Here is a 13,765-nt window from a genome sequence, read left to right on the forward strand (position 1 = left end):
ATATCCGGGAGACACACGGCGGGTGCTAACGTCCGTCGTGAAGAGGGAAACAACCCAGACCGCCAGCTAAGGTCCCAAAGTGTATGTTAAGTGGGAAACGATGTGGGAAGGCTAAAACAGCTAGGAGGTTGGCTTAGAAGCAGCCACCCTTTAAAGAAAGCGTAATAGCTCACTAGTCGAGTCGGCCTGCGCGGAAGATGTAACGGGGCTAAACATACCACCGAAGCTGCGGCTGCGAACTTTGTTCGCGGGGTAGGGGAGCGTTCTGTAAGCGGTTGAAGGTGTACCGGGAGGTATGCTGGACGTATCAGAAGTGCGAATGCTGACATGAGTAACGATAATGCGGGTGAAAAACCCGCACGCCGGAAGACCAAGGGTTCCTATCCCATGTTAATCAGGGTAGGGTAAGTCGACCCCTAAGGCGAGGCTGAAGAGCGTAGTCGATGGGAAACGGGTTAATATTCCCGTACTTGGAATAATTGCGATGGGGGGACGGAGCAGGCTAAGTAAGCATGGCGTTGGTTGTCCATGTGAAAGTGTGTAGGCTGGCGACTTAGGAAAATCCGGGTTGCTAAGGCTGAGACACGAGACGAGCCACTACGGTGGTGAAGTTACTGATGCCCTACTTCCAGGAAAAGCCTCTAAGCTTCAGATTATTTCGAATCGTACCCCAAACCGACACAGGTGGTCAGGTAGAGAATACTAAGGCGCTTGAGAGAACTCGGGTGAAGGAACTAGGCAAAATCGTACCGTAACTTCGGGAGAAGGTACGCTGACATTAGGTGAAGAGCTTCGCGCTTGGAGCTGAAGTCAGCCGCAGTGACCAGGTGGCTGGGACTGTTTATTAAAAACACAGCACTGTGCAAAATCGTAAGATGACGTATACGGTGTGACACCTGCCCGGTGCCGGAAGGTTAATTGATGGGGTTAGACTTAGGTCGAAGCTCTTGATCGAAGCCCCGGTAAACGGCGGCCGTAACTATAACGGTCCTAAGGTAGCGAAATTCCTTGTCGGGTAAGTTCCGACCTGCACGAATGGTGTAACCATGGCCACGCTGTCTCCACCCGAGACTCAGTGAAATTGAAATCGCAGTGAAGATGCTGTGTACCCGCGGCTAGACGGAAAGACCCCGTGAACCTTTACTACAGCTTGGCACTGAACATTGACCCTACATGTGTAGGATAGGTGGGAGGCTTTGAAGCACAGACGCTAGTTTGTGTGGAGCCGACCTTGAAATACCACCCTTGTAGTGTTGATGTTCTAACTTAGGTCCCTTATCGGGATTGAGGACAGTGCCTGGTGGGTAGTTTGACTGGGGCGGTCTCCTCCCAAAGAGTAACGGAGGAGCACGAAGGTTGGCTAAGTACGGTCGGACATCGTACGGTTAGTGTAATGGTAGAAGCCAGCTTAACTGCGAGACAGACACGTCGAGCAGGTACGAAAGTAGGTCATAGTGATCCGGTGGTTCTGAATGGAAGGGCCATCGCTCAACGGATAAAAGGTACTCCGGGGATAACAGGCTGATACCGCCCAAGAGTTCATATCGACGGCGGTGTTTGGCACCTCGATGTCGGCTCATCACATCCTGGGGCTGAAGTCGGTCCCAAGGGTATGGCTGTTCGCCATTTAAAGTGGTACGCGAGCTGGGTTTAGAACGTCGTGAGACAGTTCGGTCCCTATCTGCCGTGGGCGTTTGAGAATTGAGAGGGGCTGCTCCTAGTACGAGAGGACCGGAGTGGACGAACCGCTGGTGTTCGGGTTGTGATGCCAATTGCATTGCCCGGTAGCTACGTTCGGAATCGATAACCGCTGAAAGCATCTAAGCGGGAAGCGAGCCTCGAGATGAGTTCTCACTTTAACTTTAAGTTAACTGAAGGGCCGTTGAAGACTACAACGTTGATAGGCTGGGTGTGGAAGCATGGTGACATGTTAAGCTAACCAGTACTAATTACCCGTGAGGCTTAACCATACAACGCCAAAGTGGTTTTGCACGTTAGAAGTTAGTATTACTAGAGTAGTGTTTTACGAATTATCAGAATTTCCGAATTTAAGAATTAAACAAGGTGAACGACGAAGCGGTATCGCGAAATTGATTCACCTTGCGCAAATGGAATGCTCGTGCGATGCACGATGTCATTAAACATTTGCACTAAGAATTTGCTTGGTGAACATAGCGTTTTGGAACCACCTGACCCCATGCCGAACTCAGAAGTGAAACGAAACAGCGTCGATGATAGTGTGGCAGCTGCCATGTGAAAGTAGAACATCGCCAAGCACCTAATTAGAGAAAGCCCGATTCGAAAGAGTCGGGCTTTTTTGCGTTTGGGGTTTATAGGTTTTGATAAGCGCAGCGCCATCCAACATTTGAGGTGAGCTCATTGGCATTCGACAAACTGGCCCATTTTACCTTGCGCAAAGGAAGCAATCTCACTGAGTTCGATGTCGTTAGCCCTTTACACATTAATTATTTATTACTGTTCATTTGTTCAATAAACTTATTAGAATCTGCAATGGAGCGGTTCATATCATCAATGAGTGTTTTAATATCTGTTTGTAGGTTTTTGAATTCGCCTCTGATCGCTGCGATAGCTTGGGCATTTAGGTTATGTTTTAGATACAAAACATTGTCTTTTAATGACGCGAGCACCGGCTGCATCTTGCTTTCACTGCTGCGCATTGACCTTAGCAATCTGTCAAACTGACGCTGTGTTTGTTTTAACTTCTTTTCACTTTCACGCTTGAGTTTATCACTAGAATATTGTGTCAATTCGTCTTGCCACTCATCAAAAAGGGCCTGTGCAACATCTTCAACTTTATTAATATTTACACTGACTTCTTCTGCCGATGCTAAGCTTGCTTCATAGTCATCATTTAATTGCTCATAGGCTGATTGTAACTCGCCTCCATCAAAATTGATGAGTGTACTGAGCCTTTCAAGGGCTGATTGAAACTCTTGTTGCGACTCTTGCTGTGATTCTTTTGTCGCTTCAACTCTATCAACTAGTATTTCGCGTTTGTGTATGCCTACTTTCTCCATAGCTGAGTAGTATGCTGTTTGACAACCAGAGAGCATGCAGACGAATGTTGTCACAAGTGTAAAGTGTTTCATATTAAGCCTATTTAATATCCATCATGCTGTAAATTATGTAACTGATTGCTATGATGTGCAAAGTGTTTCGAGAAATTAAGCAATTATGAATTTTCAGTTTGAAGTTTGGCCAGACAAAATTAAACAAATAATAGTGATGCAACCTAGATGGTGGCGATGTTATTTCTCTCGCTGTATTGAAGATCAGATCACTATTAATGCGGGTTATCTAGCATATGTAACATTGTTATCTCTTGTGCCTTTAATAGCTGTCGGTGTGGCTATATTTTCAGCGTTTCCTGGTTTTGAAGATACGCGACTGGCGATAGAGAACTTTATTTTTAATAACTTTGTACCAACATCTACAGACAGCATTAAATCACATATAAGCGCATTCACAGGTAACGCTAATCAAATGACAGCTGTGGGAATTGGTTTTCTTGCGAGCATTGCTTTGCTGCTGATACGCAATGTTGATGCTGCCCTTAATCGCATTTGGCGAGTCGAAAAAAAGCGACCATTAATGATCTCGTTTGCAATCTATTGGATGGTACTTACATTAGGCCCTGTTCTGTTAGGAGCGAGTATTGGTGTAACCTCGTATATTGTTTCATTAGTATCGTTCGCTGATCAAGGGATCCCCGGCTTCAGTGGCTTTTTGTTGAAACTGTTGCCTTACGCAATTTCTATGGCTGGCTTTATTATGCTCTATACTTTAGTGCCTAACACTCGAGTATCGTTTCGTGCCGCGGTGCCAGGTGCATTATTTGCTGCAATGCTATTTGAATTGTCAAAAAAAGGCTTCGCTGCTTATATCAGTCACTTTCCATCTTACGAAGTGATTTACGGGGCGTTAGCAACCGTGCCGATTTTGTTTGTCTGGGTCTACTTATCATGGGTAGTTGTACTCTTAGGGGCAGAGTTTACTGTGTGCTTGAGTGAACACGATTCTTGGTTCAATGAGCTAGATGAACAAAGTGAGGAGCAAAATATTTCCAGTTAAAGAGGTGTCATGATGGCACAAGGTTATCGAGTTGGAGAAGTATCCCGTCAATTTCATTTTGCCGTAGGTGATGGTCATCAAATCTATGTAGAAGAATATGGAAAAGCCGATGGTTTACCCGTCATCGTTAATCATGGCGGTCCAGGATGTGGGCTCAGTCGTGATTCAGCACAGTACTTTAACCCACAACGTTATCGTATAATTTTGTTCAGTCAAAGGGGCTGTGGCGGCTCCACACCACTGGAGCTTGATAACAACACACCAAAACATCTGGTCAGTGATATCGTGAGCTTATTAGATCATTTAGAAATTAAACAATCTGTTTTAGCTGGCGGCTCGTGGGGGGCTACTTTAAGTTTGTTGTTTGCTCATCTATATCCTGAACGAGTTAGAGGGTTAATTTTGTGGGCAAGCTTTTTAGCAACAGACGATGATTTGAGGTGGCTTTATTCAACACAAGGAGCGGGAGCACAGTTTTATCCGGAAAGTTACAGCGCATTTAGTCAAGGGCTCAGCTGTGAACACGACATTTTAGCTTATTATAGAGACGCTTTGTTTAGCCAAGACGAGTTGTTACAGCATAAGGCTGCACAGCATTGGCATGACTGGGATAGACAGGTCACAATGGCTGCATCGCTCAGTCGCTATCACTTAGAGCAACCAAGTTGTATTACCCAACAAGCAAAACTGATGTGTCATTACTTTAGCCCTGAAATATTTTCACAGCTCAAAGGTTTAGATATAGCGCCAGATGCTCTAAGAGGCATACCTAGTTGGTTTATTCATGGACGTCATGACCTTGTTTGCCGATTTGCGCCGGTGCAAAGGCTCGCTGAAGAACTAAACGCACAGTTATATATATTGGATGGCTTGGGGCACAGCGGTGCTAATGACGCTTACTTTGAAGCGATACGACGGGCAGCGGATTTACTCGCCTGTAAATTACACACTTAATTATATGATAGCTAGCGATTATCTGGTCATTCCCCTATAGTTGTGCACTTTGTTGTTGGAAATAAAGGGGAAGTGAGTGCAAGGTCTTATACAGAGGGTGTCGCAGGCGAAAGTTGAAGTAGATGGCCGAATTGTTGGTGAGATTGGCACGGGCATACTGGTGTTGTTAGGTGTTGAAAAAAATGACGATGTAGGTCATGTTACCAAGCTACTGCACAAGATCAGTAACTACCGTATTTTTACCGATACAGAAGGTAAAATGAATCTGAGCCTTAGGGATATTTCAGGGCAGATGTTGGTGGTATCACAATTTACGTTAGCTGCTGATACAAGAAAAGGCATGCGTCCCAGCTTTTCATCAGCGGCCACACCAGAGCAAGCGAGGCATTTATATGAGTTATTTGTTGCGCAAGCAAAAGAGTCTGGCCTACCGGTTGCAACAGGAGAGTTTGCTGCTGATATGCAAGTAACATTATGCAACGATGGGCCTGTTACGTTCAATCTGACTGTTTAGCGTTTAATAGCAATAATATGATTTGCGTAATCTGTAACAGTTTCTATATGTGGCTTTTTGCCAAAATTAGTGATGAGTAAATGTTCTAGATGCTGCTTTTGAGATGCATGCTCACATAGAAAGTTAATGAATAGCCAGCCATTGGCATTAAGTGCGGCGCGTAATAGTTGGTAAAATGGGTGTTGATATAAAAAAAGTGGTGCGTCTAGTTCACTAAATAGGTCTAAGATGATCCAGTCATAGCTTTTTTTGCCTGAAAGTGCGGTATCGGCATTCATGCACGCGACATTGCAACCTTGTTCAGTACTAAAGTATTTTTTATAACAATGAACGATGTCTGGGTTATTATCTACAGAAAGGACTTTACAATCTGGATAAGTTACATGCAGATAGTCTCTAATAGCGCCCCCTCCAAGGCCTAGCTCTAACACATTTTTTGGCGATGGTAGATCGCGCCATATTTTTTCAAGTACTTGTAAATGAGGAAAAAGGAGGTGCTCTGGGTGGTTTCTCTCCACCACAGATTGTAAGGTGTTATTGATCAGCAACCAGCGCAGAGTTTTGTCCTGTCTTACCTGAATACTGACATCGCCGTGTTTGTGCCAATAAAGCAGATGCCCTAACTGATGGCTTTGCTGGACAAACTGGTTGGCGATCGTGCCGCTTGCAGTTACAAAATTATGCATAGTAACATGAGCATAGCTTAGGTTTTAAATTGTGCACATTTTGTGTGGTATTTTTTACACTCTTAAATCGGCTTCTGCCAGTAGAGTATGTTCAGATACTAAGATTTCTTGTATGGTTTATGATTCATCAGCACGAAAAATGAATAACAGGAGTACATATGTTTAAGGTTAGCTCACCTCAAAGTAGTGAAGACTGGCAAGCTTATTATCAATTGCGTTGGCAGGTACTCCGTGCCCCTTGGGGGCAACCTAGGGGCTCTGAGCAGGATGATTTAGAGCAAGAATCTGAGCATTTGTACATCAAAAATAATGAAGGAGAGGTGTTGGCGGTTGCGCGTTTGCACTTTAATAATCAACAGCAAGCACAAGTTCGCTACATGGCGGTATCAGAACAGCACAGAGGTCAGCATTTAGGAAGCCGTTTATTACATGAGCTAGAGAAGAGCGCTTGGCGACAAAACGCTGAAGAACTTGTGTTATTTGCTCGGGAGCGGGCATTGGCTTTTTATGAACGACATGGCTATCAGATGGTTGAAAAAGCACATCTTGCTTATAACGATATCCAACACTGGAAGATGGTAAAACAAAAACCAACAGAACCAGGCTGGTTTCGCCACCCAGATTGGACGCAAGTTTTACAAAACACATGGCGAGAATCGATTCCGATCAGTGACGCTATGGGAATAAAAGTTGAAAGCTATACCGACTGGCAGTTTTCAACTCGCGCAGATCTAAAAGCAAATTTAAACCTTCATAATTCTATGTTCGCGGGTTCAATTTATAGTATGGCCACGTTAACAGGATGGGGCGCAACGTATTTGGCACTCAAAGAGCGGAACCTTGAAGGAAATATCGTCCTCGCCGATGCGAATATTAAATACTTAAAACCTCTCACTACGGCACCGAGTGCAACGGTGTCTATAGCCGATTGTAAAGGTGTACTCGATGAAGTCACAAGCCAAGGTAAGGCCAAGTACTATGTGCCTGTGAAGGTCTATGATGGCGATGTATTGGTTGCGACATTTGATGGGACATTTGTTGTCGTAAAATGAATGAGAAGCGAGTGAACACTCGCTTTTAGTAGCAAATAGTGAGTGCTTGCAGGAGTAAATCGCTCACTATTTATTGTAAGTTATACTTCGTTAGTAATTGCTGGATCAGGCGTTGGGAATTGAGTTGCGCTGCTCGGGTATCGAAGGTTTGCATCATAGCGTCAATACTATGTTGGTTTTTTGTCGCAGGTGTAAAGGCCATGAATATTTCTGTTCTACTCACACAGCCTGCTAGTTTATAGTCATGCCACATATTTGCCTGTTTAAGCTCATAGCGCGTTGAGTTTTTGGTAAACAAGAATGCATCGATACGTTTTTTGGATAGCATTTGCGCGCTCTGTTTAATGTACCTTTCATGATATGGCTGGAAGACAAACTGCTCAGTGTGGTTTGACACATATTGGTTTAGCTCCTCAATGGAAGTGTCAATCGCAATACCTATTTGCATTTTATTGAGTGAATCAACACCCCGATACTGCCATTGATTGTCTGCAGTGGTAAAAAAACACATTTCTTGCTGCCCAACCGCAGTATTGGGGTAGCGTAATTGCGGCGCTTCTGCTTTTGCTGGTGCCAGAAGGGCATGGTACTTACCTGCGAGCACATATTTAATTGCTCTTGACCAAGGGAAGTAGTCTATTTTGAGTTGATAATCTGAATTGCGATAAATTTCTTCGACTAAATCTATTACATAGCCTTTTTCTGTTTGTTTTGGGCATATTTGTGGACACCAATCGATGGCTGCCACTTTGATAGTTTTAGCAAAAACACTGGTATTGAAAATGAGGAACATTAACAGCCATACTCTCATTACTAATCCTCGAAGTAATAAATAGATGTTTATTATTGTAATGCTTTAACTTTAGGCGATGATGTAGATAAATGACAGCTCGTCTTGTGGCCTTGATTAGGCAGCCACTTTATTTTCGTAAATATTGTCCAGGGGTGCAGTTAAACACTTTTTTAAAGGCGGTATTAAAGGCTGAGCTTGACTCAAAGCCAAGTTGCTCAGCGATGATTTGTTGGCTGTAACCAGCTTCAATCATTTCGACTGCCCGAAGCCCTCTTAGTTTTTGTTTCCACTGACTGAAGTTCATCGTAAAACTTTTATTGAATAGACGATTTAGTGTTCGAGTTGAGGCTCCAACTTCTTCACCCCACTGTTGCAATGTTTTATTGCAACCAGGGTTGGCATAAAGCTCGCTTATTATGGGTAGTAACCGAGAGTCTTGAGCGGTTGGCATAAAAAAGGCGCTGGTTGGCGCTGACTCAAGTCTGTCTATAAAAACGTCGATAAAGCGTCGTTTTTTTTCATCAGGTGTATAGTTAGGATCCCATTGACATATTTCTAAAATAATCGCTTTGAGCAGCTCGTCTACATGCAGAAGTTTGGCTTTGTGACCTAACACGTCTACATATTCATCATCAATGTATACACTTCGAAAGTGTCCACCGTAGCGGCAAAACGTTTCGTGAGGTAAGTGTGGCGGTAGCCAAAGCGCCTGATTGGGAGGAATAACAAAATTACCAGCAGGTGTACTAATACTCATTACTCCATTACTGGTGTAGGCAAGTTGCCCCCATGTATGTTGGTGAGTTTGTACATGCTGCCAAGGCGGCATGCTGCTTGCCCTAGGGTAAACGGGTTTGCCAAGCGCCTTTAAATTGAATCGCGTTCTTATACTTACCCATTTAGATGTTGTCTGATCTGATAAACTTTCTGTCATAGTGTTACATTTTGGTCATGTCAAAGTGAGCATACAATGAGCAGCATATACAATCAATGTGCTTATTGGAGAGACAATGGAAGAGATACCTAATCAAAAATGGAAAACCCCCTTTGGTTTTTTGACTTTAGCAACTATTGTGATGGCCGTCACATTCGCAGCTTGGACTGCATTGCTAAATAACTTTGCCATAGAGGCTGCTCAGTTTACAGGGGCCAATATGGGAATGTTGCAATCGTTAAGAGAGATCCCTGGCTTTTTAGCTTTCACAGCTGTCTTTATCTTGTTGGTTTTAAAAGAACAAACATTTGCCTTAGTCAGTTTATGCTTGCTGTCAGTGGGGGTTGCGATCACTGGTTTTTTTCCCACAATTTATGGTTTATATGCAACAACAGTACTGATGTCGATTGGCTTTCACTATTTTGAAACGCTTAATCAATCATTAAGTTTGCAATGGTTTAATAAAGAGGAAGCGGCCCATAAACTAGGGCAGCTCTTATCAATAAAGTCTATGGCTTCACTGGTCACATTTGCCTTGATCTGGCTGTGTGTCACTTTTTTAACGAAAAGCTACGAGTGGTTATATCTTGTTCTGGGTGGAGTGGGCTTACTACTGACGTTGTTTATGATCAGTGCATTTCCGCACTTTGAAGCAAAAAGCACGCAACACAAAAAGCTCATACTACGCAAAGAATACAGTTTGTATTATTTGCTGTTGTTCTTTTCTGGTGCACGCAGACAAATTTTTATGGTGTTCGCTGGCTTTTTAATGGTTGAAAAGTTTGGCTTTGATGTGGCTCAAATTACACTGCTATATATGCTCAATCATGTGATCAATATTTTTGCTGCGCCAGCGATTGGCAAAATGATCGGTAGAATTGGAGAGCAAAAGGCACTAACGATAGAATATACAGGGCTCATACTGGTATTTACTGGTTATGCGCTTGTTGAATCAGCTGATTTGGCGGCGGTGCTTTACGTTGTTGATCATCTGTTTTTTGCCATGGCAATTGCTTTGAAAACATATTTTCAGAAAATAGCCAGACCTGAAGATATCGCCTCCACAGCGGGTGTTAGCTTTACAATCAATCATATTGCAGCCGTTATTATTCCAGCAAGTTTTGGCATCGTATGGCTTTACGACAATTCCTTGGTGTTTTACTTTGGCGCTGGATTAGCTGCATGTTCGCTAATTTTAAGTCAATTCATTGGCTGGCACTTACAGCGTAGGCAAGCTCAGTTGCCAATTGCAGAGCAACATATAAGCTAAAACAAATATAGAGGCGTCAGGTTTGCATAGAGCTCAATCGCTGTTTTAAATGATCAATAAACATGCGAGTTTTTAGAGGCGTAAAAGCACTTTTTGGGTAGTATGCCCATAACTGCTTTTTAGCAGATTGAATGGCAGGTAAAACGGGTACTAACGTACCTGCGTCGAGCTGTTTTGTAAGGTAACTTGGTGATATAAAAATTAATCCCATACCTTGTTCTGCTGCCTCTAGCATCACATCTAAGTGGTCAGACACGAAGTTATAATGTGTGAAATCAAATTTGCTTCCATCATTTAAAACAATATGACCTTTTTGTTGATAATAGCTGCTCAGCAGCATGTTATGACCAGCCAAGTCCTCTAATTTATCAATGTTGGGATGTTGCAGTAAGTAGCTAGGGGACGCAAATAGACTCATTTGATATGTTAATAAGCTACACCCTTTATGGGCAATAGAGTCAAACTCGTCATAGTGGCGAGTGATAACTAAATCATGATGCAAATCCGGCGGGGCACCAGGGGCGAGCACATTTAGCTGGATACTGATCTCTGGATAAGTGGCCAAAAAGCTCTGGATACTCGGCATTAAGATACTATTACCCACCGCTAAGGTAGCGGCAATTTTCAATGTGCCAGTAGGAATTTGATTCATTTCTTGAGTGTGTGTCATAACAGACTCAAACTGCGCCAGTAATGCCCGAGCTTTGGGTAGAAACACTTGCCCAGACTCACTTAAAGTAACTTGTCTTGTTGTACGAATGAGCAAACTGGTACCTAGTTGTCTTTCTAGCCAATCAATGCGCTTGCTCACTGCAGATGATGAAATACCAAGCTGCTGGGCAGCCTGTGTAAAACTTGCTTGTTCTGCAATCAGTACAAAGCTTTTGGCTGCTGTTAACCAATCCATATTAGTTCTTGTTAGGATGTAATGTTATTCCAATTACATGCTTTTTAATCATTAAAGTAAAGCCTATATTAACGGCTCATTGTTTGTTGAGTGGATATAATGATGGTATGGGTGGCAGTGTTACTTTTGTCTTGCTCTCAATTAGCGAGCCAAATATTTTTGCCGGTGTTGCCCCAGATTGCCAGTCAACTGGCACTCAGTATTGGGCAAAGTCAAATGATGATCACTGGGTACTTCCTATGTTTAGGGATATCACAATTGGTTGTTGGCCCACTGCGAGATAAGTATGGTGATAGGCAAGTCTTTATTATTGGCCAGTCGCTGTTTGTCTTGGGGTGTGTGTTATGTGCGATGGCAAACAATGTGGCGTGGTTTGCTTTAGGCCGAGTGCTTCAAGGGTTGGGGGCTGCAGCACCACTGCTAATAAGCAGAACCTTGCTGGGTGTTGTATACCAAGGCAAGTATTTACAAAGCGCCATAAACAGTTTAGCAATGGCTGCGAGTGGTATCGCGATATTGTCACCTTATTTAGGGGGGGCTTTGGGGCAGTGGTCAAGTTGGCAAGCTGTTGCTTGGTCATTAGCGGGTTATGTGTTTCTTGTCGCTTTGATTGGATTAAAGCTGTTGCCTCGCAGCAAACTGTATCAAGCGCCTATTTCATTGCACCCAAGGCAGCTGCTAGAGCGTTATAGTTTGCTGTTGTTTGCGCCACAATTTATCGCGGTTGCGTTATTTAAATGGGGACCCACTTTCATATATTTAACTATCCAACTGTACTACCCATTTGTATTACAGTCACAATTTGCCATGACGCAAAGTGATTTTGGCCAGTTTATGATGTTACCTATGGTTGGGTTATTAGTGGGCGCTATGCTGACTAAGTATTTTCAAAGTCGGTGTGGTGTGGGCAAAACACTTGCGCTTTTTTGGCCTTTATTGCTGATAAGCGGTAGCTGTTTTTTGATTTTACCATTCACGTTGGTTACTGCGTTGTTTGGATATGCATTGGTAATGATTGTTTTTGGCGGTTACTTTTCTTTGTATATGCGCCTTGTGAGTAGGCTTTTCCCTTCTCAGGCTGGTACTGCCAATGCGCTAATTGGTGCTATCGAGTTACTGCTATTTACGTTACTGGCAGTGGCTCTTAATACCTACTTTATAAATGTGCCCAGTGATATCGCTTGGCTTATCTGGGCTGTAGCTGCGTTGCTGATATGGGCTTGGGGAACCTTGTTTATAGAGCAAGAACAAGCGAGCGTTTATTGCCAGCATTTAAAGCAAACAGTAAAAATTAAAAAAAGGAGTCGCTAATGCAATTTAGTACAGCAAGACTTGCAATTCGTTTAGTCACACCAGATGACTTACAAGCTAGCTATGAGCATCGTAGTTGTGCGCAAACCTCTCGCTATATAGGTGATCCCGTTACCTTTGAGCAAGCAAAAACACGGTTATTAGAAGGTTGTAAACCATGGTTAGCGCACGAACATCAACGTTTAGCGCTGGCAATTACTTTGCAAGAGGGTGGTAAGCTGATAGGCGAATTGATGTTTAAATATGTCAATAAGGAGAGCTTAATTGGTGAAATAGGGTATAGATTACATAAAGATTATATTGGTCAAGGGTATGCGTTTGAGGCGGTTGATGCATTCGTTAAAACGCTATTTGAACAATTGCCCGTAATGAAAGTTACTGCGCTATGCGCCACTGAAAATACGGCATCATGGAAGTTAATGGAAAAGCTAGGAATGCAAAGAGAGGGGCACTTGCGCAGTCATATCAAATTAGGAAATGCGCGCGCAGATGCCTATTATTACGGTTTGTGTCGAAATTAGAGCTCAGAGGCTGAACGAGGATACACGCATAAGTTATGAGTGTTTTCCTTCATCAAATAGCGATTTTAGGCTATGTGCAAACTGCTTAACCTTTTCTTGCATAGTTTGTTTAACGCTAATATCAACGGAGCCTAAAATTACTTTACCTTGAATATAAAGTTTGGGACGTTGGGCGGTATGAGTATTTGATGAGAGCCCTACACGGTTATTGCTCACATGGCCTAGGATATTTGTGGTGCTAGTGATGACGTCAATGTTGTCAGGGACAATAATTTCATCACTGCCACTGATACAGTTTATTTCTATGGTTACCTCTGGGTGCGTAAACACTGCATTTCTAAAATCTAACTCTATGCTACCCAGATAGTTATTTAGTTTTATATGCTTAGGAACAACCCACTCGCCGCTGCGTTGATCAGCGCTTAAAATTGAGGTGATGCTGAGTGTATCAGGATGATCAGTCGAGGCGGTAAATTTTGGTTGCATTCTCGCTTGCTTTTCACTGTGATAGCGCGGATCAGATTGAAGCGGTAAGTCGGCTGCTAAAGCTTGAAGTTGCTCTGCATCATCTATGCTATACGCCTTGTCTAAACGACGTTCAAAGGCATCTGCTGATATTTCGCCATGACTGTAGTTAAGGATAAGTTGATCGATCACTTCTTCTCTGACGGCATCAACAGGTCTATCTTTAGTGGGTACTGGCATTTTACTCTCCCTATAGTGCAATAATC

General features: G+C 43.2%; 13 protein-coding genes and 2 rRNA genes (1 of these 15 running past the window's edge). 9 read left to right on the forward strand and 6 right to left on the reverse strand.

The features are described from left to right. A 23S ribosomal RNA gene (locus tag GDK41_RS00985) occupies nucleotides 1–1,970 on the forward strand; it begins 915 nt to the left of the window's first position. Between the two features lie 191 nt (nucleotides 1,971–2,161). Further along, a 5S ribosomal RNA gene (gene rrf, locus GDK41_RS00990) occupies nucleotides 2,162–2,276 on the forward strand. 189 nt (nucleotides 2,277–2,465) lie between these two features. On the opposite strand, the gene GDK41_RS00995 is transcribed toward rrf, so the two are convergent. Then, nucleotides 2,466–3,110, reverse strand: a complete 645-nt coding sequence (locus GDK41_RS00995) for a DUF2959 domain-containing protein (RefSeq protein ID WP_152084661.1) — start codon at nucleotides 3,108–3,110, stop codon at nucleotides 2,466–2,468. An 85-nt stretch (nucleotides 3,111–3,195) separates the two neighbouring features. Between GDK41_RS00995 and GDK41_RS01000 the strand changes: the two genes are divergently transcribed. From GDK41_RS01000 to dtd, 3 genes are all read left to right on the forward strand, one after another. Next, nucleotides 3,196–4,092, forward strand: a complete 897-nt coding sequence (locus GDK41_RS01000; protein WP_152084662.1) for a virulence factor BrkB family protein — start codon at nucleotides 3,196–3,198, stop codon at nucleotides 4,090–4,092. 9 nt (nucleotides 4,093–4,101) lie between these two features. After that, entirely contained in the window at nucleotides 4,102–5,046 is a 945-nt protein-coding gene (locus GDK41_RS01005) for an alpha/beta fold hydrolase (protein WP_232056498.1), read from the forward strand. Nucleotides 5,047–5,122: 76 nt separating this feature from the next. Further along, nucleotides 5,123–5,560, forward strand: coding sequence for a D-aminoacyl-tRNA deacylase (dtd, locus tag GDK41_RS01010; RefSeq protein WP_152084663.1), 438 nt, complete (start codon nucleotides 5,123–5,125; stop codon nucleotides 5,558–5,560). Here dtd and GDK41_RS01015 read toward each other — a convergent pair. Then, nucleotides 5,557–6,246 (reverse strand): spermidine synthase, encoded by a 690-nt coding sequence (locus GDK41_RS01015; protein WP_152084664.1) that lies wholly within the window; start codon nucleotides 6,244–6,246, stop codon nucleotides 5,557–5,559. The genes dtd and GDK41_RS01015 overlap by 4 nt on opposite strands. Before the next feature lie 158 nt (nucleotides 6,247–6,404). On the opposite strand from GDK41_RS01015, the gene GDK41_RS01020 reads away from it, so the two are divergent. Next, on the forward strand, nucleotides 6,405–7,298 hold the full coding sequence (locus GDK41_RS01020) for a bifunctional GNAT family N-acetyltransferase/hotdog fold thioesterase (RefSeq protein ID WP_152084665.1): 894 nt from the start codon (nucleotides 6,405–6,407) through the stop codon (nucleotides 7,296–7,298). Between the two features lie 70 nt (nucleotides 7,299–7,368). On the opposite strand, the gene GDK41_RS01025 is transcribed toward GDK41_RS01020, so the two are convergent. Next, a complete protein-coding gene (locus GDK41_RS01025) occupies nucleotides 7,369–8,109 on the reverse strand; it encodes a substrate-binding periplasmic protein (protein ID WP_152084666.1) in 741 nt (246 codons plus the stop codon). A gap of 109 nt (nucleotides 8,110–8,218) precedes the next feature. Then, entirely contained in the window at nucleotides 8,219–9,025 is an 807-nt protein-coding gene (locus GDK41_RS01030; RefSeq protein ID WP_152084667.1) for an AraC family transcriptional regulator, read from the reverse strand. 76 nt (nucleotides 9,026–9,101) lie between these two features. Here GDK41_RS01030 and GDK41_RS01035 point away from each other — a divergent pair, with 76 nt between their 5' ends. Then, entirely contained in the window at nucleotides 9,102–10,295 is a 1,194-nt protein-coding gene (locus GDK41_RS01035) for an MFS transporter (protein ID WP_152084668.1), read from the forward strand. A gap of 16 nt (nucleotides 10,296–10,311) precedes the next feature. Here GDK41_RS01035 and GDK41_RS01040 read toward each other — a convergent pair whose 3' ends face one another. Continuing rightward, a complete protein-coding gene (locus GDK41_RS01040) occupies nucleotides 10,312–11,202 on the reverse strand; it encodes a LysR family transcriptional regulator (protein ID WP_152084669.1) in 891 nt (296 codons plus the stop codon). A gap of 99 nt (nucleotides 11,203–11,301) precedes the next feature. Between GDK41_RS01040 and GDK41_RS01045 the strand changes: the two genes are divergently transcribed. Continuing rightward, nucleotides 11,302–12,513, forward strand: coding sequence for an MFS transporter (locus GDK41_RS01045; RefSeq protein ID WP_152084670.1), 1,212 nt, complete (start codon nucleotides 11,302–11,304; stop codon nucleotides 12,511–12,513). Next, complete coding sequence (locus GDK41_RS01050; protein ID WP_152084671.1) at nucleotides 12,513–13,034, forward strand: GNAT family N-acetyltransferase; 522 nt, start codon at nucleotides 12,513–12,515, stop codon at nucleotides 13,032–13,034. Before GDK41_RS01045 ends, GDK41_RS01050 begins: the two co-directional genes overlap by 1 nt. A 33-nt stretch (nucleotides 13,035–13,067) precedes the next feature. Here the strand turns inward: GDK41_RS01050 and GDK41_RS01055 are convergent, their stop codons facing one another. Beyond that, nucleotides 13,068–13,739, reverse strand: coding sequence for a DUF1707 SHOCT-like domain-containing protein (locus tag GDK41_RS01055; RefSeq protein ID WP_152084672.1), 672 nt, complete (start codon nucleotides 13,737–13,739; stop codon nucleotides 13,068–13,070). Nucleotides 13,740–13,765 lie beyond the last annotated feature (26 nt).

This window comes from Pseudoalteromonas sp. A25 (assembly GCF_009176705.1).
In the GTDB taxonomy this organism is placed as follows: domain Bacteria; phylum Pseudomonadota; class Gammaproteobacteria; order Enterobacterales; family Alteromonadaceae; genus Pseudoalteromonas.